Below are 19,610 nucleotides of genomic sequence, written 5' to 3'. Positions count from 1 at the left end.
TCATGTCAATGCGCGAAGATGTCCACCTCGGGCCAGCCCGCCAGGTCCAGCGCCGCACGATGCGGCAGGAAATCGAAACAGGCCTGCGCGGTCGCCATCCGGCCCTCGCGGCGCAGCATGGTTTCCAGCGACTCTTTCAGGCGGTGCAGATACAGCACGTCCGAGGCCGCGTAATCCTTTTGCGCCGGGGTGATCTGGTCGGCCCCCCAGTCGCTGGATTGCTGCATCTTGGAAATGTCCACGTTCAGCAATTCGGACAGCAGGTATTTCAGCCCATGCCGATCGGTATAGGTGCGCACCAGTTTCGAGGCGATCTTGGTGCACCAGACAGGCGCCGCCAGCACGCCAAAGCGGTGATACATTACGGCGATGTCGAACCGCCCGAAATGGAACAGCTTCAACACCGCTGGATCGGCAAGCAGGCGCTTGAGGTTGGGCGCGTCGGTCTGGTCCTGCGTGATCTGCACCAGATGCGCGTTGCCGTCGCCGCCCGAAAGCTGCACCAGACACAGCCGGTCGCGATGCGGGTTCAGGCCCATCGTCTCGCAGTCGATGGCGACCACCGGCCCCAGGTCCAGCCCGTCGGGCAGATCGTTCTTGTAAAGCGTGTTCGCCATGGGTCCCCTCGTCAGCCGTTCCGGGCGTCGGTCTAACGCCAAGGGACCGCTCTGGGTAGGGGGTTTCGCAAGGCCCTGCGCCGGGGCATCGCCGCGCGCGGCCTGAAAAACAAAAAAACCCAAGTTGCCTTGGGTTTCTTTTGCATCGTTCCGAAGAACTGGTGCCCAGGAGAGGACTCGAACCTCCACGCCTTGCGGCACAGGTACCTGAAACCTGCGCGTCTACCAATTCCGCCACCTGGGCAGGTTGCGTGAGCGGCTGATTATCCCCGGGCCCGGATAGTGTCAACGGGGGGCACGAAAAAATCGCGAGGGGCGCCAAAAATTCTTTCGCCGCGGTGCGGCGCGGGACCGGGCGGCGGTCTGGTTTTGGCTTGTGGCGCTGGGGGTGCAGGGGTATTGAGCAATCAAGGCGATGGTGCATGGCGCGGAGGGCGAGATGACGAAACTGGTCACGATCCTGGGCGGTTCGGGCTTTGTGGGGCGCTATGTCGCGCGGCGCATGGCGCAGGCCGGATGGCGTGTTCGCGTGGCGACCCGGCGGCCGAACGAGCGGCTCTATGTGCGCACCTACGGTTTTGTCGGACAGGTCGAGCCCGTGCTGTGCAACATTCGTGACGAAGCCTCGGTCCGGGCGGCGATCACGGGGGCCGACGCGGTGGTGAACTGCGCCGGCATCCTGTTCGAACGGGGCAGGAACACCTTCTCGGCCGTGCAGGCCGACGGCGCGGGCCTGGTGGCCCGCCTGGCGGCCGAGGCCGGCGTGGCGCATCTGGTGCATGTCTCGGCCATCGGGGCCAGCGATGCGTCGGACAGCGCCTATCAGCGCAGCAAGGCCGCGGGCGAGGCGGCGGTCAGGGCCGCGTTCCCCGATGCGGTTATCCTGCGTCCTTCGATCATCTTCGGCCCCGAGGACGGGTTCTTCAACCGCTTTGCCGCGATGACGCGCTTTTCGCCGGTGCTGCCCATCGCGCACGGCGATACGCGCCTGCAACCGGTCTATGTGGACGACGTGGCCGCCGCGATCGCCAAGGGCGCGATGGGGCAGGCCCCTGCCGGCACCTATGAGCTGGGCGGCCCCGATGCGATGCGCTTCCACGATCTGATGGCCATGATGCTGACCGAGATCCGCCGACGCCGGGTGATCGTGTCCATGCCGGGCTGGATGGCCGGGCTGACCGCACGCCTGCTGGGCGCGGCGCAGGTCCTGACCGCGGGGCTCTATTCCAACACCACACTGACCCGCGATCAGCTGGCCGCGCTGGCCACCGACAACGTGGTGAGCGACGGCGCCAAGGGGCTGAAGGCCCTGCGGATCGAGGCGACTCCGATGGACCTGATCCTGCCGACCTATCTGTGGCGCTTCCGCCCCGCCGGTCAGTACGAGGCGATCAAGGAATCGGCCAAGGGCCTGCGCCGTCAGGAATAAGCCATATACAGCAGCACGATCCCCAGGATCACGCGGTAGATGACATAGGGCGTGAAGCTGACCGCGGCCAGGAACCGCATCATCAGCTTCAAGGCCACCAGGGCCGCCAGGAACGAGATCACCGCGCCCACGGTGCCGTCGTGCAGCGCCTGGGCATTGGCGGTCTCGACCAGGTCCAGGGCCGTCAGCGCGCCCGAGGCGATGATCGTCGGGATCGACATCAACATGCTCAGCCGCGCCGCGTCGTGGCGTTCGAATCCCAGAAAGCGGGCGCCGGTGATCGTGCTGCCCGAACGCGAGGTGCCCGGGATCAGCGCCACCGCCTGCCACAGGCCCAGGACGATCGCGTCGCGCAGGGTCCAGCCTTCGGCCCGGCGATGTTCGGTGCCCAGCTTGTCGGCGGCATACAGCACCAGTCCAAAGCCCAGCATCGTCCAGCCGATCACCGCCATCGAGCGCATCCGCTCCATCATGCCGGTTTCTTTCAGCACCAGGCCCAGCGCCATCACCGGGATCGTGGCGATGAGCAGCAGAAAGGCCATGCGCGCGCCGGGCGAATCGATTCGGCCGCGAATCAGGTCGGGCAGACCGCGCAGCACCATCGCCACATCCGCGCGAAAGTAGAGCATCACCGCCGCCAGCGTTCCGACATGGACAGAGACATCGATCGCGACGCCCTGGTCCGCCAGTCCCGTCAGTTGCGGGAACAGGATCAGGTGGGCCGAGGACGAGATCGGCAGGAATTCTGTAATGCCTTGAATCAAGGCCAGAATCAGGAGGTGAAGAAAGCTCATCGCGCTGTCCCGGATGACGATGCGCGAAGACTACCGGCTTTTCGCGGATTCGAAAGAGCGAAAATAGGTCCGGTTTGGTCCCTTTTTTCCGGCAGATCGGCGCCCGAGGACCCTTCGAGAGGGGAAATAAAGTGCCGATAGGTAACTTATACTGACTTTTCTTGCGAAACGGATCGTCGTATGTCTGCGCGACACATTGGGAGGCCCCGCCATGGCTGTTCAGCGCATGCTTCAGTTCGTCACCAAGCCAAAAGAGATGCCCTCGAAACGGCAGGCCGATGAACGCCGCGAGGATTTCGACGAGATCTACCAGGAATTCGCCGCCGAGAAGGCCGCGGAGCAGGCCAGCCGATGCAGCCAGTGTGGCGTGCCCTATTGCCAGGCGCATTGCCCGTTGCACAACAACATTCCCGACTGGCTGATGTTGACTGCGACCGGGCGCCTGCACGAGGCGTATGACCTCGCGCAATCGACCAACACCTTCCCCGAGATCTGCGGCCGCATCTGCCCGCAAGACCGCCTGTGCGAGGGCAATTGCGTCATCGAACAGTCCGGGCATGGCACCGTCACCATCGGCGCGGTGGAAAAATACATCACGGACACGGCCTGGGAAAACGGCTGGGTCACCCCGGGCACCCCGATGGCCGAACGCGACCAGTCGGTCGCCATCATCGGCGCGGGTCCGGGCGGGCTGTCGGCCGCCGACCGGCTGCGCCGGGCGGGCATTCAGGTCACGGTCTATGACCGCTATGACCGCGCGGGCGGGCTGATGACCTATGGCATCCCCAGCTTCAAGCTGGAAAAATCGGTCGTCCTGCGCCGTATCGAACAGCTCGAGGCCGCGGGCGTGCAATTCGTGATGAATTGCAGCGTGGGCGAGGACATCAGCTTTGACGCGATCCGCGGCAAGCATGACGCGGTGCTGATCGCGACCGGCGTCTACAAGTCGCGCGACCTGAAAGCGCCGGGGTCGGACCTGCCCGGCATCGTCAAGGCGCTGGACTATCTGACCGCGTCCAACCGCAAGAGCTTTGGCGACGATGTGCCGGCGTATGACGAGGGCGTGCTGAACGCCGAGGGCAAGCGCGTCGTGGTCCTGGGCGGCGGCGACACGGCGATGGACTGCGTGCGCACGGCGATTCGTCAGGGCGCGGCCTCGGTCAAGCTGCTCTATCGCCGCGACCGCGAGAACATGCCCGGCTCGCAGCGCGAGGTCCAGAACGCCGAGGAAGAAGGCGTCGAATTCGTCTGGCTGACGGCGCCCGCCGGATTCGAGGGCGACAGCGCGGTCGCCGGGGTGGTGGTGCAGACGATGCGGCTGGGCGCGCCGGATGCCTCGGGGCGGCGGTCGCCCGAACTGATCGAGGGCGCGGATTACCTGGAACCCGCCGACCTGGTCATCAAGGCGCTGGGTTTCGAACCCGAGGCCCTGCCCTCGCTGTGGGGCGTGCCCGAGCTGACGGTGACCCGCTGGGGCACGATCCGCTGCGACCACGCCACCCACATGTCCAGCCTGCCCGGCGTCTTTGCCGTGGGCGACATCGTGCGCGGCGCCTCGCTGGTGGTCTGGGCGATCCGCGACGGCCGCGAGGCCGCCGACGCGATCCTGGACTATCTGGCGCAACCCGCCGCTGTCGCGGCGCAATGACCGCGCCGGCGCGCCTCGTCCCGGGCCTGGCGCTGTCCCTGATCGCGGGGACGGCGGCGGCGCAGGCTGCCCTGGTGCCGCCCGACTGCACGGCCTATCTGACCGTGCAGAACACCGATTGCGTGGTCGAACACCACTATCTTTGCCCGTCCATCGGCGGCCCGCGCCTGCGCGTCGATTTCGACCAGGACGGGCCCTTCTATATGGCGGGCACCGATGACGAGGGCCGCTGGCTCTGGTCGCAAAGCTTGCCCGACGGCGCGGTCTCGCGGTTCATCGAAGACGGGGCAGACCCGGTTTCGCTGTCGCAACTGCTGGACACCGGCGAAAACCGCTATGTCTTTTCCGAGATCCGCGACGGCGAAACGCTGCGCATCAGCGGTTACGATCGCCTGACCGGGGAACATGTCGCGATCGACGGCGAACCCTTGCTGGCCACCGAATACGCCTTTCAGGTGACCGCGCCAGACGGCCAGGTGCGGACCACGATCGAAGGGGCTGAATATGTCTCGGCCCGGCATCGGCGGTTCTTCTCGGGGATCCGGCGGTTCACCGACGCCGAAGGCCAGCAGGTCACGCGCGATTCCACCCCCGTCGAATTCGTCTATCCCGGCGAGCCGGGGTTCATGTCGGAAACCCCGACGCGCGGTTGCAGCGCGCTGATGAGCGCCCTGCCCCAGCCCCAGCCCGGAGGCCCGGCATGACCGACACCAGAACTGGCGGCTGCCTGTGCGGCGCGGTGCGTTTCACCGCCCGGCTGACCAAGACCCAATTCGGCGCCTGCCATTGCGAGATGTGCCGCCGCTGGACGGGTTCGGCCCTGCTGGGCCTGACCGTGCCGACAGGCAACATCGACTGGCAGGGCGAGGACCATGTCGCGACCCGCCAGACCAGCCCCTGGGCGATGCGCGCCTGGTGCCGCGAGTGCGGATCGAATCTCTATTTCCGCGTGACCGCCGACGGCCCCTTTGCCGGCGATACCGAATTGCCCATCGGCCTGTTCGACGATCCGAACGGGCTGGAATTCTCGAACGAAATCTACATCGACCACAAACCCGACAGCTATGCCTATGCGGGTGAGGGCCGGACCCTGATGACCCGGCAGGACTGCATCGAAAAATTCAGCCTGCTCGACAGCGAGTGAGAAGGAGATCGCCATGACCGTCTATGACGAAAGCTGGGTCGCCGCCGAGGAAGCCAAGCGCGCCTGGATGCACGAGAACGGCCTTTACAAATGCGAGGACGAGCACGCCTCGTGCGGGGTGGGTCTTGTGGTGTCGATCGATGGCAAACCCTCGCGCAAGGTGGTCGAGAACGGGATCAACGCGCTCAAGGCGGTGTGGCACCGCGGCGCGGTCGATGCCGACGGCAAGACGGGCGACGGTGCGGGCATTCATGTGCAGATCCCGGTGCCCTTCTTCTACGATCAGATCCGCCGCACCGGCCACGAACCCGACCTGAACGCGCTGATTGCCGTGGGTCAGGTGTTCCTGCCGCGCACCGATTTTGGCGCGCAGGAACTTTGCCGCACCATCGTCGAAACCGAGGTGCTGCGCATGGGCTATTACATCTATGGCTGGCGCCATGTGCCCGTGAACACCGAGGTTCTGGGCGAAAAGGCCAACGCCACCCGCCCCGAGATCGAGCAGATCCTCATCAAGAACACCAAGGGCACCGACGACGAGACCTTTGAGCGAGAGCTTTACGTGATCCGCCGCCGGATCGAAAAGGCGGCGGCGGCGGCGGGGATCTCGGGGCTCTACCTGTGCTCGCTGTCGTGCCGCTCGATCATCTACAAGGGCATGATGCTGGCCGAACAGGTCGCCGTTTTCTATCCCGATCTTCAGGATGAGCGGTTCATCTCGTCCTTTGCGATCTATCACCAGAGGTATTCGACCAACACCTTCCCGCAATGGTGGCTGGCGCAGCCGTTCCGCATGTTGGCCCACAACGGCGAGATCAACACGCTCAAGGGCAACGTCAACTGGATGAAGTCGCACGAGATCCGCATGGCCTCGTCCACGTTCGGCGAGATGGCCGAGGACATCAAGCCGATCATCCCTGCGGGGGCCTCGGATTCGGGGGCGCTGGACGCGGTGTTCGAGGTTCTGGTGCGTTCGGGCCGCTCGGCCCCGATGGCCAAGACCATGCTGGTGCCCGAGGCCTGGTCCAAGACCACGGTGGAACTGCCGAAAGCCTGGCAGGACATGTATGCCTATTGCAACTCGGTGATGGAACCCTGGGACGGCCCCGCCGCGCTGGCGATGACCGATGGCCGCTGGGTCTGCGGCGGGCTTGACCGGAACGGCCTCAGGCCGATGCGGTATGTCGTCACCGGCGACGGGATGCTGATCGCCGGGTCCGAGGCCGGGATGGTGCCGGTGGACGAGCTGAGCGTGCGCGAAAAGGGCGCGCTGGGACCGGGCCAGATGATCGCCGTCGATATGAAGGACGGCAAGCTCTATCGCGATGTGGCGCTGAAGGATCGCCTGGCGGCCAGCCAGCCGTTCGGCGACTGGATCGAGAAGATCGTCGAGCTGAACAACCTGCTGAAGGACGTGCCCGAACAGCCGATGTTCCAGGGCGAGGCGCTGCGCCGCCGCCAGATCGCGGCCGGCTATTCGATGGAGGAGGTCGAGCAGGTCCTGACCCCCATGGCCGAGGACGGCAAGGAAATGGTCGCCTCGATGGGCGACGACACACCCGCCGCGGTGCTGTCGAAGATCTATCGCCCGCTCAGCCATTTCTTCCGCCAGAACTTCAGCCAGGTGACCAACCCGCCGATCGACAGCCTGCGCGAAAGCCGGGTGATGAGCCTGAAAACCCGCTTTGGCAACCTGAAGAACGTGCTGGACGAAAGCAGCGCGCAGACCGAAATCCTGGTGCTGGAATCCCCGTTCATCGCGAACGAGGAATTCAAGGTCATGGTCGCCCAGTTCGGCGACAGTGTCGTGACCATCGACTGCACCTTTGACGACCGCGCCAACGAGGATTCGCTGCGCCTGGGGCTGGAGCGCATCCGCGCCGAAGCCGAAGACGCGGTGCGCTCGGGCTCGGGTCATATCGTGCTGACGGACGAACACCAGGGCGAAGGCCGTGTGCCGATGCCGATGATCCTGGCCACCAGCGCGGTGCATTCCTGGCTGACGCGCAAGGGGCTGAGGACCTTCACCTCGCTCAACGTGCGGGCGGCGGAATGCATCGACCCGCATTATTTCGCGGTGCTGATCGGGTGCGGCGCGACCACGGTCAACGCCTATCTGGCGCAGGACACGATCGCCGACCGCATCGCGCGCGGCCTGTTGGACGGCACGCTGACCGACGCGATGCGCCGCTACCGCGACGCGATCGACGCGGGCCTGCTGAAGATCATGTCCAAGATGGGGATCTCGGTCATCTCGTCCTATCGCGGCGGCCTGAACTTCGAGGCCGTCGGCCTCAGCCGCGCGCTGGTGGCCGAATATTTCCCGGGGATGCACAGCCGCATTTCCGGCATCGGTCTGCACGGCATCCAGTGGAAGCTGGAGCAGGTCCATGCCAAGGGCTGGAAGGCCCCGGTCGGCCCGCTGCCGGTCGGCGGGTTCTACAAGGCGCGGCGCTCGGGCGAGAAACACGCCTGGGAAGCGCAGACCATGCACCTGCTGCAATCGGCGTGCGACCGTGCCAGCTACGACATGTGGCGCAAGTATTCCGCCGCGATGCAGGCCAACCCGCCGATCCATCTGCGCGATCTGCTGGACTTCAAGCCGCTGGGCCGCGCAATCCCGCTGGAAGAGGTGGAATCGATCACCTCGATCCGCAAACGGTTCGTCACCCCGGGCATGTCCCTGGGTGCCCTCTCGCCCGAGGCGCACAAGACCCTCAACGTCGCCATGAACCGCATCGGCGCCAAGTCGGACAGCGGCGAGGGTGGCGAGGACCCGGCGCATTTCCACCCTGAGCCGAACGGCGACAATCCGTCGGCCAAGATCAAGCAGGTGGCCTCGGGGCGGTTCGGCGTGACGGCCGAATACCTGAACCAGTGCGAAGAACTGGAGATCAAGGTCGCGCAGGGCGCCAAGCCCGGCGAGGGTGGCCAGTTGCCGGGGATGAAGGTCACGGCGCTGATCGCGCGCCTGCGCCATTCGACCCCCGGCGTGACGCTGATCTCGCCGCCGCCGCACCATGACATCTACTCGATCGAGGATCTGGCGCAGCTGATCTACGATCTCAAGCAGATCAACCCGCGCGCCAAGGTGACGGTGAAGCTGGTGGCGTCCTCGGGCGTCGGCACCATCGCGGCGGGCGTCGCCAAGGCCAAGGCCGACGTGATCCTCATCTCGGGGCACAACGGCGGCACGGGGGCCAGTCCGGCGACCTCGGTCAAATACGCGGGCCTGCCCTGGGAAATGGGCCTGACCGAGGCCCATCAGGTGCTGGCGATGAACAACCTGCGCGACCGGGTGACGCTGCGCACCGACGGCGGGTTGCGCACCGGCCGCGACATCGTCATGGCCGCGATGCTGGGCGCCGAGGAATTCGGCATCGGCACCGCTGCTTTGATCGCGATGGGTTGCATCATGGTGCGTCAGTGCCAGTCGAACACCTGCCCGGTCGGCGTCTGCACGCAGAACCCGGACCTCAGGGCCAAGTTCACGGGCAGTGCGGACAAGGTGGTGAACCTCATCACCTTCTACGCGACCGAAGTGCGCGAGATACTGGCCTCGCTGGGCGCGCGGTCGATCGACGAGATCATCGGCAGGGCGGACCTGCTGACGCAGGTCAGCCGCGGGTCGGCGCATCTCGACGATCTGGACCTGAACCCGATGCTGATCACCGTCGATGGCGCGCGCAACATCCGCTACGACCGCGACAAGCCGCGCAACGCCGTGCCGGAAACGCTGGACAGCGAGATCATCCGCGACGCCGCCCGTTTCTTCGAGGATGGCGAGAAGATGCAGCTTTCCTATGCGGTGCGGAACACGCACCGCACCGTGGGCACCCGTGCGTCCAGCCATATCGTCAAGAAGTTCGGCATGAAGAACAGCCTTCAGCCGGATCACCTGACGGTCAAACTGGCGGGCTCGGCCGGTCAGTCGCTGGGTGCCTTCGGCGTGCGCGGTCTGAAGCTCGAGGTTTTCGGCGACGCCAACGACTATGTCGGCAAGGGCCTTTCGGGCGGGCTGATCGTGGTGCGTCCGCGCATGTCCTCGCCGCTGAAGGCGGCCGAGAACACGATCATCGGCAACACCGTTCTCTACGGTGCCACCGACGGCAAGCTGTTCGCGGCGGGCCGGGCGGGCGAACGCTTCGCGGTGCGAAACTCGGGCGCGCAGGTCGTGGTCGAGGGCTGCGGCTCGAACGGGTGCGAATACATGACCGGCGGCGTGGCGGTGGTCCTGGGATCCATCGGCGCCAACTTCGGCGCCGGGATGACGGGCGGCATGGCCTATGTCTATGATCCCGACGGCACAGCGCTGAACCTGATGAACACCGAGACGCTGGTCACCTGCCCGGTCACGGTCGCCCATTGGGAAGATCAGCTCAAATCGCTGATCGAGCAGCATGTCGAGGCGACCGAGAGCCAGCGCGGCACCGAAATCCTGCGCCACTGGGATCTGGAAAAGGGCCACTTCCTGCAAGTCTGCCCCAAGGAGATGCTGGTGCACCTGCCGCACCCGCTGACACACGAGGTCCAGGCGATGCCCGCCGAATGACGGGTAAGGTGCGTGCTCGCACGCACCCTACGATGCGCCGCGCAAGAAAAGGGGCCGGTCGAACCGGCCCCTTTCCCTTGTCACGGGTCCGGGCGATCACTCGACCGGGACGACCTGCATCGTGTTGCCGTCGATACGGGCCAGCGTATTCCACTGGCCGCCGCCGACCTGGCTGATGAAGATGTCGTTCGCGCCCTGGTGATCTTCCGCCGAGAAGCGGATGTGCGTCCCCAGCAGCGCGTCGTCATAATCCAGCGTGTACATCCCTTGCAGGAAGCTGTCGGTCGTCAGGTCGCGCCCGGCCGCTTCCAGCGCCATCACCACCTGACGCGCCGCGGTATAGCCCAGCATGGCGAAGCCCGACGCCGGCTGGCCGTAGCGCGCCTCATAGGCCGCGATGAACTCGGCCGGTGCCGGCTGATCGGCGCGCGCGCGCAGGTCCTGCCAACCCGCCGAGGCATAGAGCCCGTCGGTCACGCCGCCCGGCACCATCGCCACGGGTTCCAGGAACCCGGCCGACGAGGTGAGGAAGCTCACGTCGTCCCAGCCCAGCCGCTTGGCCGTGCCGACCACGGTGATGCCCGCGCGCACACCCAGAGCCTGCGTGACGATCTGGCAGCCCGCATCGCGCAGGCGGCTGACCGCGCCCACGAAATCTTCTTCCTCGGGGCGGTGGGTGGTTTCATCGACATAGGTCAGGCCCAGCCGCTCGGCCGTCTCGCGCGAGGACAGGGCGATTTCCTCGCCGAAGTCCGTGGGCAGATACATCGAGCAGACATGCGTCGCGCCGGTCGTCTCGTGCAGATACTGGATGCCGGCGGCGATCTGGTCGTAATAGCTGGAGAACGACGTGAAGTTCATCCCGGGCGGATCGGGCAGGATCGCGCGGGCGGCCGTCAGCGGGAACATGTTCGGCACGCCGCGCCGTTCCATCAGCGGGTAATGCGCCAGGTTGTGCGGCGTGCCCAGGTTCAGCAGCATCGCAAAGACGCCGTCACGTTCGATCAGCTTGTTGTAGCCCTGGGTCGCGCGCGGCAGTTGATAGCCGTGATCCTCGACCAGATAGCGGATCTGGCGACCGTGCACGCCGCCGGCGGCGTTGACCTGTTCGAACAGCAGATTCGCGCCGTTGACCGCCGGGGTCGAGACCGCCGCGAACACGCCCGACAGGTCGTGCACGCCGCCCAGCAGGATCTCGGTGTCGGTGACGCCGCGGGTCTGCGCGCCGGCGCCCCCCGCAACCACCGTGGCTGCCATTGCGGCCGCCATCAGGATCGTTTTCGTCATGTCGTGTCGTCCTCCCCGTTTGCGGGCCCCTCCTCCGGGGCCCTGTTAATACATCGCGTCGATCAGCGCCTTGTGCCGCGTTTCGACGGTGGCGCGTTTCAGCTTCATCGTCGCCGTGAGTTCCTCATCCTCGGCGGTCAGCAGCACGTCGATCAAGCGGAAATCCTTGATCTGTTCGACGCGCGCGAATTCCCGGTTCACGTCCTCGACCTCGCGCCGGATCAGATCCAGCACCGGCTCGGCGCGGCACAGGCTGCGAAAGTCGCTGAACGGCACCTTGTTGTCCTGCGCGAATTTCTCGACATTCTCCTGGTCGATCATGATGAGGCAGGTCAGATACTTGCGCCGGTCGCCGATGACGACCGCGTCGCTGATGTAGTGGCTGAACTTCAGCCGGCTTTCGATCTCGGCGGGGGTGATGTTCTTGCCGCCCGCGGTGATGATGATGTCCTTGATGCGCCCGGTGATCGTCAGATAACCGTCTTCGATCCGGCCGACGTCGCCGGTGCGCAGCCAGCCGTCCGGGGTAAAGGCCTCGGCGGATTTTTCGGGCTTGTTCAGATAGCCGCCAAAGACGTTGAGCCCCTTGACCTGAATCTCGCCGTCATCGGCGATGCGCACCTCGACCCCCGGATTGGGCCGCCCGACCGAGCCCACCTTGTTGTGCCCCGGCAGGTTGATGGTGGCGACCCCGGTGGTTTCGGACATGCCGAACCCCTCGTAAAGCGGCACGCCGATCGCGTGATACCATTTCAGCAGCTCGGGCGAGATCGGCGCGGCGCCGGTCAGGCCCTGGGCGATGCGGTCCATGCCCAGCATCCGGCGCAGATTGGCCAGCACCAGGAAATCCCAGATCCGGTAGCGCAACGCGGTGCCGCCGGGGACGGGGCGCCCCTCCATCGTGTAGGCGGCGCGGGCCTGCCCGGCCTTGAGCGCGCGGGCAAAGGCCCAGCGGCCCAGCGGCGTCGCCTCCTGCGCCATGACCAGCACGCGGGAATAGATTTTTTCCCACACGCGCGGCACCGCGACGAACCCATGCGGGCTGATCTCGCGCAGGTTGTCGAACACGGTTTCGGGGCTTTCCGCGAAATTCACCGTCGAGGACACGACCAGCGGCGTATAGAGCGAGACGATGCGTTCGAGGATATGGCACAGAGGCAGGAAGCAGAGCTGTTCGGCGTGCTTCTGGAACGGCAGGCCGTAGAGCGAGGTTTCCATGCCGGCAAGAATGTTTTCCTGCGTGATCTGCACCCCCTTGGGCTGGCCCGTGGTGCCCGAGGTATAGATCAGCACCCCCACGTCGCCGGGCTGCACGGCGTCGATCTCGGCGTTGAACAGGGCCTCGTCGTCGGTCTGGCGGCCCATCTCGTAAAGGTCGGACAGCAGCATGCATTTGTCATGGGCAAAGGCGTGCAGTCCCTCAGGGTCGAAGATGATGACCCGCTGCAAACCCGGCATCTGGTCCGCGACCTCGAGAAACTTGTCGAGCTGTTCCTCGTTTTCGACGAACAGGAACTTCGACCCCGAATCGTTGACCAGATAGGCCAACTGGCTGGCGCTGTCCGTGGTGTAGACACCCGACGACACGGCCCCCATGCATTGCGCGGCCATGTCGCAATACATCCATTCCTTGTTGTCCTCGGACAGGATCGAGATCACGTCGCCCCGTTTCAGCCCCAGCGCGCGCAAGCCCATGCCGATCAGGCGCACATGATGCAGATAGTCGGTCCAGGAATAGGCCTGCCAGATGCCCAGGTCCTTTTCACGGTGTGCCGGGTGATCGCCGTTTTCCTGCGCCCGGGCGCGCAGCAGGCGGGGCACGGTGGTGTGACCGTCGATCCGCACCGGGCGGGTCATCGGCTGGGCGTTGATGCGCACGCCACGCAGAAGCTTGTCGCCGCTCATCGCCAGGTCTTCCTCTTTTTCCAGCGCCGTTCGCCGCGGGCGCCTTCGTTGGCATGGCCCAGGTAAAAGCTCTGGATGTCCTCGGAGGCGGCCAGTTTCTCGGCCGAATCGGCCATGACGATACGCCCCAGTTCCATGACATAGCCCTGGTCGGCCAGATCCAGCGCCACGGCGGCGTTCTGTTCGACCAGCATCATCGTCACCCCCTCGTCGGTGTTCAGCCGCTTGAGGATGGTGAAGATTTCCTGCGTCAGCAGGGGCGACAGGCCAAGGCTGGGTTCATCCAGCAGCATGATCTTGGGTCTCAGCATCAGTCCGCGGCCGATGGCCAGCATCTGCTGCTGCCCACCGCTGAGGGTGCCGGCCTCTTGCAGGCGGCGTTCGGCGAGGATCGGGAAATAGCTGAACACCAGGTCGCGGTCGCGCGCGATCTCGGCCTTGTCGGTGCGGGTATAGGCGCCCAGGGCCAGGTTTTCCTCGACCGTGAGCAGGGGAAAGACCTCGCGCCCCTCGGGCACCTGGACGATGCCGCGGCGGACGATCTGGTGCGGCTCGCGGCCCTGGATTTCCCGACCCTCGAACAGGACCTGGCCCTTTTCCGGGTCCATGATGCCCGAGATCGTCTTCAGCAGGGTCGTCTTGCCCGCACCGTTGGCGCCCAGCACGGTGACCACCTGGCCCTTGTGCACCTCGAGCGAGACGCCGCGAATGGCCATGATCGGCCCATAAAAGGTTTCGAGGTTCCGAACCTCAAGCAGCGCGGTCATACCCGCTCTCCTTTCGCGTTCGCGGTCTTTGAAATCGCGGCGGTGCCCAGATAGGCCTCGATCACGGCGGGGTGGGCCTGAACCTCGGCCGGGGTGCCCTCGGCCAGTTTCGCGCCGTCGGCCAGCGCCAGGACCCGGTCGCAGACCTTGCTGACCAGGCCCATGTCGTGTTCGACCATCAGAACCGTGACGCCCATCTGGCGGCGGATGTCGTCGATCCACCAGCGCATGTCCTGCGTTTCCTCGACGCTGAGGCCCGAGGCCGGCTCATCCAGCAGCAGCAACCGGGGCTTCGTGGCCAGCGCGCGGGCCAGTTCCACCACCTTGCGCACGCCATAGGGCAAGCCGGCGATCATCTTGTCGCGGTAGGCTTGCAGGTCCAGAAAGTCGATGACTTCCTCGACCGCGTGGCGGTGCTGGCGTTCCTGCTCGCGGGTGCGACCGATGAAGAGCATCTCTTCGATCAGGGTCGTCTTGCGGTGGCGGTGGCGGCCGACCAACAGGTTCTGCAACACGGTCGCCCGTTCGAACAGCTCGATGTTCTGAAAGGTTCGCGCGATGCCCAGGCCCGGCACCTGGCTGGGCCGGCACGCCAGCAGATCGCGGCCGTCAAAGGCGATGGACCCGCGCACCGGCGTGTAGAACCGGCTGATCATGTTGAACACGGTCGATTTGCCGGCACCGTTGGGGCCGACCAGCGCGAAGACCTCGCCCTCGTTCACCGACATCGACAAGTTGTTCACCGCGGTGACGCCGCCGAACTTCAGTGTCACGTTTTCAAGCGTCAAAAGGCTCATCTCAGGCGCTCCGTCTTGAGATAGGTCTTCTGGCGGCGGAACATGTCACGCCGGGCAAAGGGGAACAGCTCCAGCCATGTCCGGATTTTCAGCCATCGGCCATACAGGCCCATCGGCTCGAACAGGATGAAGGCGATCAGGATCATGCCGAACACGCCGGTCTCCAGGCCCGGCACGCTGTTGATCCCCAGCGAATCGGTGCCGATCGCCAGAAGCTGCGGCAGAAAGGCGATCACGATCGCCCCCAGAAAGGCGCCGTGGATGAACCCCAGCCCGCCGATGATGATCATCATCAATAGCTGGATCGCCAGCAGGAAGTTGAAGGTCTCGTTGTTGAAGGCCCCCGCGAACAGCCCCATCAGCGCGCCCCCCATGCCGGCAAAGGCGCAGGAAAAGCCAAAGGCCAGGGTCTTGGTGCGGGCCACGTCCACCCCCATCGCCTGCGCCGAGATCTCTGAATCGCGCACGGCGGCAAAGGCCCGGCCCAGCGGCGCGCGCAACAGGTTGCGATAGATCAGGGTCACGAATAGCGCGGTGCCCAGCGCCAGGTAATACCAGCTGGCCGGCATGGCCCAGCGGTTGATCTCGAACCCGAAGATCCAGATCTCGGGCGCGAAGATGCCGTTCACGCCGCCGGTCCAGTGGTCCAGGATGACGATGATGTCATCCGCCAGGATCGCGAGCGCCAGGGTGAAGATCGACAGATAGACGCCGTGCAGCTTCAGCGCCGGCAAGGCCACCAGCGCGCCGACCACGCCGGTGACGACCCCGGCCAGCAGGAACGCCACCAGGAACGGCAGCCCTGCATCCATGAAGTTTACCGTCAGGTAGCAGCCCAGCGCCATGAAGGCCGAATGCCCCAGGCTGACCAGCCCGGTCTGCCCGGTCAGGATCATCAGCCCCAGCCCGGCGACGGACCAGATCAGCACGTTCGTGACCTCGCCCAGGTAAAAGTCGTCGATCAGCCACGGCATGACCAGCAGCAGCAGCAGCAGCGCGGCATACAGCGAAAAGTTCCACCAGTCGGGGAACAGCCGGATGTCCTGATCGTAACTCGTCTTGAAATGAAAGCGCATGGCGTCAGACCTTTTTCACGCGGACCTGCGCGAACAGGCCATGCGGACGGAAAACAAGGACCAGGATCAGCAGCGCATAGGGTGCGATCTGGCTGTAGCCCGTCGGCAGGTAGCGGGCGGCAAAGGGTTCGATCACACCGACGATGATGCCCCCCATCAGCGCGCCGGGCAGGCTGCCGAACCCGCCGATGACCGCCGCCGCAAAGGCCTTGATGCCGATGAACCCGGCGGAAATGGCCAGCGTGCCCTTGGACGCATAGAGAATCCCCGCGACGCAGGCGACGACCCCGGCCAGCGCCCAGACCGCCCCCTGCACCCGGCGCACCGGGATGCCCATGTAATAGGCCGCCATCTGGTTCTGCGAAGACGCCTGCATCGCCAGCCCCAGCTTGGTGCGCTGAAAGAACTGGAACAGGAACAGCGTCATCAGCAGCGTGACGACGATCACCGCGATATCCGCCAGGCTCAGCACGACGCCGCCCATGCGGACATCGCCCAGCGCCAGCGGCGAGTGCAGGTTGACGGGTTCATGCCCCCAGATCAGCCCGGCCACGAAACGGATCACATAGCCCAGCGCGATGGTCAGGATCACCACTGCCGTCTGGCTCTGGCCGAACATGAAGCGGATCACCGTCAGGTCCAGCAGATAGCCCAGCGCGCCGAGGATCAAGAGCGCGAGCGGCACGGCCAGCCAGAAGTTCAGGCCCAGGTATTCCGGGTTCACCAGGCCGACCATCACATAGGCGCCCAGCATCATGAAATCGCCCTGGGCGAAATTGACCGCTTCGGTCGCCTTGTAGATCAGCACGAAGCCCAGCGCGACAAGGCCGTAAACGCAGCCGTTGGCGAGACCGCTCAACAGCAGTTGCAAAACATCCATGGGTGGCCCTCCCAGACCGGCGCCCCTCCTGACCCGCCGTTGGTCGGCGGTGCCGGTCCTCTCCAGGCGCCTGAACCCAGAATTGCGGTTCGAGGGGTTCGTTTCAACTTAATTTTCGTTCGGAAAGACCTAAGCGACGTTACGGAAGGTTGCGCCCGCCCCCGACCGCACACCCGCCGGGGTTGGTTCGCTCGCGGCAACAATCCACTGATTTGTTTTTGTTTTGGAAACAAAACTCTTCTTCCGCGTGCATGAGGGCGCTAACCTGCGCGTGTGACCGGTCTCGGATCGCTGCCCGATTGGAGAGGCCGGCCCGTCTGCTGCACAGCCTTGACATGGGGGACAAAATCCAATGACTGCTGCACATAAACTCAACCTTGAATTGCTTGATCTGTTCCGCGATTCAACTCTGGGTCTGTATCTGGACGCATTCGACGAGGATCTGTTCGCGCAGGGCCGTGTGACCACGCTGGCGCCGGGAACCGCCCTGTCCGATGGCGCCGCGCATCCCCTGCACGTCGTGCTGGACGGTCGCCTGGCCGGGCCGCGCGACTGGTTCGGGCCCGGAAACCACTTTGGCCCGACCGGCCAGACGTTGCAAGCCATGGATCTGCCGGCCCGGATCTGGACGCTGGATACCGGCGCGCAGGACTGGGCGCAACCCCGCCACCGCAGCCTGCGTCGCGCGTTGGCCAAGGCCCTGGTCGCCGCCGATGCCGCCGAGGCCGACGCGACCCCGCCCGCGGCCCTGCCCGATCCCGGCACGCTTTGCGACGTGACGCATCCCGACATCCGGCGGCAGGCCGCGCGCCTGCGGCGGGCCTCGCCGGCCTCGACCGCCGAGGCGGTGCTGCGATTCGTGCACAAGATGCCCTACCGTTTCGGCGCCTGGCAAGAGCGCGCCTCGGACACCCTGCGCCGGGGCGTGGGCATGTGCACGACCAAGACAAACCTTCAGGTGGCGCTGCTGCGCGCTGCCGGGCTCGAGGCCGGGTTCGTCGAAATCCCCATGTCCACCAGTGTGCTGGGCAAGCTGATGCCGTCCGGCTGGCTGGCGCTGCAACGCCCGACCGTGAAGCACTACTTTGCCGCCGTGAAACTGGGCGACCGCTGGCACGGCTGCGATTCGTCCTATGACTATGCCAGCTATCGCATCTTCCTGGAGATGTTCCCCTGGATGGCGCATCGCGAGGAACCCGTCCTGGCCGAGGGCGCGCCCTATATCCCGGCGATGGAGATCCAGCACCTCGATCTGTTCGAGATCCAGGTCGTGGACGCCATCGTGGACGAGATGGGCAAGAAAAGCCGATTCCAGACCCGCCACTTCGAAGCCCTGAACACCAGGGTGGACCGGGCGCGCGGGGCGCATCTGCGCTGGGGCCGCGCGGCCGAGGCGAACGCCACCGCCGAGGACCAGGAGGTGCGGGCATGAGCCTGTATGATTGGGATTTCCGCGCGCCCACGCCCTCGGGCATGGGCGACCATGACGTGCCCCGGGTGTCGGACCGGCTGGCCGGCAAGCGCATCGCGTTGCTGGTCACGGGCGGCATCGCGGCAATGAAGGCGCCCGAGGTCGCGCGCGGCCTCAGGCGGCACGGGGCCTCGGTCGTCGCCTTTGCCAGCGAGGACGCGCTGCACTACGTCGCGCGCGAGGCGCTGGAATGGGCGACGCTGGGGCCGGTCGTGACCGCTCTGACCTGGCGCGCCGAACACCTCAGCGACGGGGCGCCGTTCGACGCCTATCTGGTCGCCCCCGCCACCCATTCGACCCTTGCCAAGATGGCGCACGGGATCGGCGACACCGTCGTCACCGCCACGCTGATCTCGGCGCTGGGCCGGATGGAGCAGGGGCGCACCCAGGTGCTGGTGGCGCCGACGATGCACGGCACCATGCACAACGCGCAACTGGTGGACAACGCGCGCCGGCTGGCGGCGCAGGGCGTGCGGCTGATCGCCCCGCGCGACGCCTATGGCAAACACAACCTTCCTGAGACCGAACTGTTGTGCATCGCCGTCGGCCGCGCGCTCAGCACCTCGGCCCTGGCGGGGCGGCGGATCATGGTCACCGCCGGTCCCACGCCCGTGCCCATTGACGGGGTGCGGCGCATCGTCAACCGCTTTCGCGGCCGTCTGGGCGCCCGCGTGGCCGAGGAACTGACCTGGCGCGGCGCCGCGGCCGAGCTGATCCTGGGCGACGGCGCCTGGCAACCGAAGACGCCGATGCCGGTCACGGTGACGCGCACCTATGACGCCTATCGCGACACGGTGGTCGCGCGGGCAAAGGCAGGGCTGTTCGCCGGGGTCTTTTCGGCCGGGGTGGCGGATTACCGGCCGAAACAGGCGGTGAGCGGCAAGATCGCCTCGGGTCAGGCCAGCCTGATGCTGGAACTGGAGCCGACGGAAAAGGTGATCGACATGGCGATGGCCGCCGGTGGCGCGATGCACACCATCGCCTTCAAGTATCTGGAAGGCGTCACCGAGGAAGAGCTGATCCGCGTCGCCTCGAAGCGCCTGGACCAGTGCAGCCTGATCGTCGCCACGCGCGGCGAGGACACGCGCGGCACCGAACAGCGCGCGCTTCTGGTGCGCCGCGATGGCGTGACGCCGGTCGATGACAAACGCGCGATCGCCGCCGCGATCGCGGACCATCTGGAGGATCTGGCCCAACCCGCCGCGATGCAAGCCGCGGCCGAGTAGGGGCAGAGCAAAGGGGC

Annotated in this window: 15 protein-coding genes and 1 tRNA gene; 7 read left to right on the top strand and 9 right to left on the bottom strand. The window is 65.8% G+C overall.

All coding sequences use genetic code 11. The features are described 5' to 3' along the window. Positions 1 to 5: 5 nt before the first annotated feature. Both H6900_04255 and H6900_04250 read right to left on the bottom strand, forming a co-directional pair. Entirely contained in the window at positions 6 to 617 is a 612-nt protein-coding gene (locus H6900_04255; GenBank protein ID MCC0072486.1) for a ribonuclease D, read from the bottom strand. A gap of 159 nt (positions 618 to 776) precedes the next feature. Then, positions 777 to 861: transfer RNA gene (locus H6900_04250), tRNA-Leu, on the bottom strand. Between the two features lie 195 nt (positions 862 to 1,056). Between H6900_04250 and H6900_04245 the strand changes: the two genes are divergently transcribed. Beyond that, a complete protein-coding gene (locus H6900_04245) occupies positions 1,057 to 2,046 on the top strand; it encodes a complex I NDUFA9 subunit family protein (GenBank protein MCC0072485.1) in 990 nt (329 codons plus the stop codon). Here H6900_04245 and H6900_04240 read toward each other — a convergent pair. After that, complete coding sequence (locus tag H6900_04240; GenBank protein ID MCC0072484.1) at positions 2,037 to 2,840, bottom strand: undecaprenyl-diphosphate phosphatase; 804 nt, start codon at positions 2,838 to 2,840, stop codon at positions 2,037 to 2,039. The two genes, H6900_04245 and H6900_04240, sit on opposite strands and share 10 nt — an antisense overlap. 211 nt (positions 2,841 to 3,051) lie before the next feature. Between H6900_04240 and H6900_04235 the strand changes: the two genes are divergently transcribed. Genes H6900_04235 through gltB form a run of 4 tightly spaced genes read left to right on the top strand, consistent with a single transcriptional unit; the run spans position 3,052 to position 10,184 of the window. Next, positions 3,052 to 4,488: an NAD(P)-dependent oxidoreductase gene (locus tag H6900_04235; GenBank protein MCC0072483.1), complete on the top strand. Its 1,437-nt coding sequence runs from the start codon at positions 3,052 to 3,054 to the stop codon at positions 4,486 to 4,488. Beyond that, entirely contained in the window at positions 4,485 to 5,192 is a 708-nt protein-coding gene (locus tag H6900_04230; GenBank protein MCC0072482.1) for a hypothetical protein, read from the top strand. Before H6900_04235 ends, H6900_04230 begins: the two co-directional genes overlap by 4 nt. Continuing rightward, complete coding sequence (locus H6900_04225; protein ID MCC0072481.1) at positions 5,189 to 5,632, top strand: GFA family protein; 444 nt, start codon at positions 5,189 to 5,191, stop codon at positions 5,630 to 5,632. Before H6900_04230 ends, H6900_04225 begins: the two co-directional genes overlap by 4 nt. 13 nt (positions 5,633 to 5,645) lie before the next feature. After that, complete coding sequence (gene gltB / locus H6900_04220; GenBank protein ID MCC0072480.1) at positions 5,646 to 10,184, top strand: glutamate synthase large subunit; 4,539 nt, start codon at positions 5,646 to 5,648, stop codon at positions 10,182 to 10,184. 96 nt (positions 10,185 to 10,280) lie between these two features. On the opposite strand, the gene H6900_04215 is transcribed toward gltB, so the two are convergent. From H6900_04215 to H6900_04190, 6 genes are read right to left on the bottom strand one after another with little or no spacing between them, the layout of a single operon-like run. After that, positions 10,281 to 11,471: an ABC transporter substrate-binding protein gene (locus H6900_04215; GenBank protein MCC0072479.1), complete on the bottom strand. Its 1,191-nt coding sequence runs from the start codon at positions 11,469 to 11,471 to the stop codon at positions 10,281 to 10,283. A gap of 45 nt (positions 11,472 to 11,516) precedes the next feature. Next, entirely contained in the window at positions 11,517 to 13,376 is a 1,860-nt protein-coding gene (locus tag H6900_04210) for a long-chain fatty acid--CoA ligase (protein ID MCC0072478.1), read from the bottom strand. Beyond that, positions 13,373 to 14,143, bottom strand: coding sequence for an ABC transporter ATP-binding protein (locus H6900_04205; protein MCC0072477.1), 771 nt, complete (start codon positions 14,141 to 14,143; stop codon positions 13,373 to 13,375). Before H6900_04205 ends, H6900_04210 begins: the two co-directional genes overlap by 4 nt. After that, on the bottom strand, positions 14,140 to 14,940 hold the full coding sequence (locus tag H6900_04200) for an ABC transporter ATP-binding protein (protein MCC0072476.1): 801 nt from the start codon (positions 14,938 to 14,940) through the stop codon (positions 14,140 to 14,142). The genes H6900_04205 and H6900_04200 overlap by 4 nt, the downstream gene beginning before the upstream one ends. Further along, a complete protein-coding gene (locus tag H6900_04195) occupies positions 14,937 to 16,016 on the bottom strand; it encodes a branched-chain amino acid ABC transporter permease (protein MCC0072475.1) in 1,080 nt (359 codons plus the stop codon). The genes H6900_04200 and H6900_04195 overlap by 4 nt, the downstream gene beginning before the upstream one ends. Positions 16,017 to 16,020: 4 nt before the next feature. Then, a complete protein-coding gene (locus H6900_04190; GenBank protein ID MCC0072474.1) occupies positions 16,021 to 16,896 on the bottom strand; it encodes a branched-chain amino acid ABC transporter permease in 876 nt (291 codons plus the stop codon). Positions 16,897 to 17,500: 604 nt separating this feature from the next. On the opposite strand from H6900_04190, the gene H6900_04185 reads away from it, so the two are divergent. Together H6900_04185 and H6900_04180 are read left to right on the top strand one after the other, a co-directional pair. Then, positions 17,501 to 18,328, top strand: coding sequence for a transglutaminase family protein (locus tag H6900_04185; GenBank protein ID MCC0072473.1), 828 nt, complete (start codon positions 17,501 to 17,503; stop codon positions 18,326 to 18,328). Then, positions 18,325 to 19,593, top strand: a complete 1,269-nt coding sequence (locus tag H6900_04180; protein MCC0072472.1) for a phosphopantothenoylcysteine decarboxylase — start codon at positions 18,325 to 18,327, stop codon at positions 19,591 to 19,593. The genes H6900_04185 and H6900_04180 overlap by 4 nt, the downstream gene beginning before the upstream one ends. Positions 19,594 to 19,610: the final 17 nt, after the last annotated feature.

This window comes from Rhodobacter sp., assembly GCA_020637515.1.
Taxonomy (GTDB): Bacteria; Pseudomonadota; Alphaproteobacteria; order Rhodobacterales; family Rhodobacteraceae; genus Pararhodobacter.
Note: the sequence above shows the minus strand (reverse complement) of the source record. Positions and strands in the feature narration are given on the sequence as shown.

Excerpts from the sequence above, each read along its gene's own strand:
- H6900_04255 (MCC0072486.1), bottom strand. The coding sequence starts at position 617 with ATGGCGAACACGCTTTACAAGAACGATCTGCCCGACGGGCTGGACCTG.
- H6900_04245 (MCC0072485.1), top strand. The coding sequence starts at position 1,057 with ATGACGAAACTGGTCACGATCCTGGGCGGTTCGGGCTTTGTGGGGCGC.
- H6900_04240 (MCC0072484.1), bottom strand. The coding sequence starts at position 2,840 with ATGAGCTTTCTTCACCTCCTGATTCTGGCCTTGATTCAAGGCATTACA.
- H6900_04235 (MCC0072483.1), top strand. The coding sequence starts at position 3,052 with ATGGCTGTTCAGCGCATGCTTCAGTTCGTCACCAAGCCAAAAGAGATG.
- H6900_04230 (MCC0072482.1), top strand. The coding sequence starts at position 4,485 with ATGACCGCGCCGGCGCGCCTCGTCCCGGGCCTGGCGCTGTCCCTGATC.
- H6900_04225 (MCC0072481.1), top strand. The coding sequence starts at position 5,189 with ATGACCGACACCAGAACTGGCGGCTGCCTGTGCGGCGCGGTGCGTTTC.
- gltB (MCC0072480.1), top strand. The coding sequence starts at position 5,646 with ATGACCGTCTATGACGAAAGCTGGGTCGCCGCCGAGGAAGCCAAGCGC.
- H6900_04215 (MCC0072479.1), bottom strand. The coding sequence starts at position 11,471 with ATGACGAAAACGATCCTGATGGCGGCCGCAATGGCAGCCACGGTGGTT.
- H6900_04210 (MCC0072478.1), bottom strand. The coding sequence starts at position 13,376 with ATGAGCGGCGACAAGCTTCTGCGTGGCGTGCGCATCAACGCCCAGCCG.
- H6900_04205 (MCC0072477.1), bottom strand. The coding sequence starts at position 14,143 with ATGACCGCGCTGCTTGAGGTTCGGAACCTCGAAACCTTTTATGGGCCG.
- H6900_04200 (MCC0072476.1), bottom strand. The coding sequence starts at position 14,940 with ATGAGCCTTTTGACGCTTGAAAACGTGACACTGAAGTTCGGCGGCGTC.
- H6900_04195 (MCC0072475.1), bottom strand. The coding sequence starts at position 16,016 with ATGCGCTTTCATTTCAAGACGAGTTACGATCAGGACATCCGGCTGTTC.
- H6900_04190 (MCC0072474.1), bottom strand. The coding sequence starts at position 16,896 with ATGGATGTTTTGCAACTGCTGTTGAGCGGTCTCGCCAACGGCTGCGTT.
- H6900_04185 (MCC0072473.1), top strand. The coding sequence starts at position 17,501 with ATGGATCTGCCGGCCCGGATCTGGACGCTGGATACCGGCGCGCAGGAC.
- H6900_04180 (MCC0072472.1), top strand. The coding sequence starts at position 18,325 with ATGAGCCTGTATGATTGGGATTTCCGCGCGCCCACGCCCTCGGGCATG.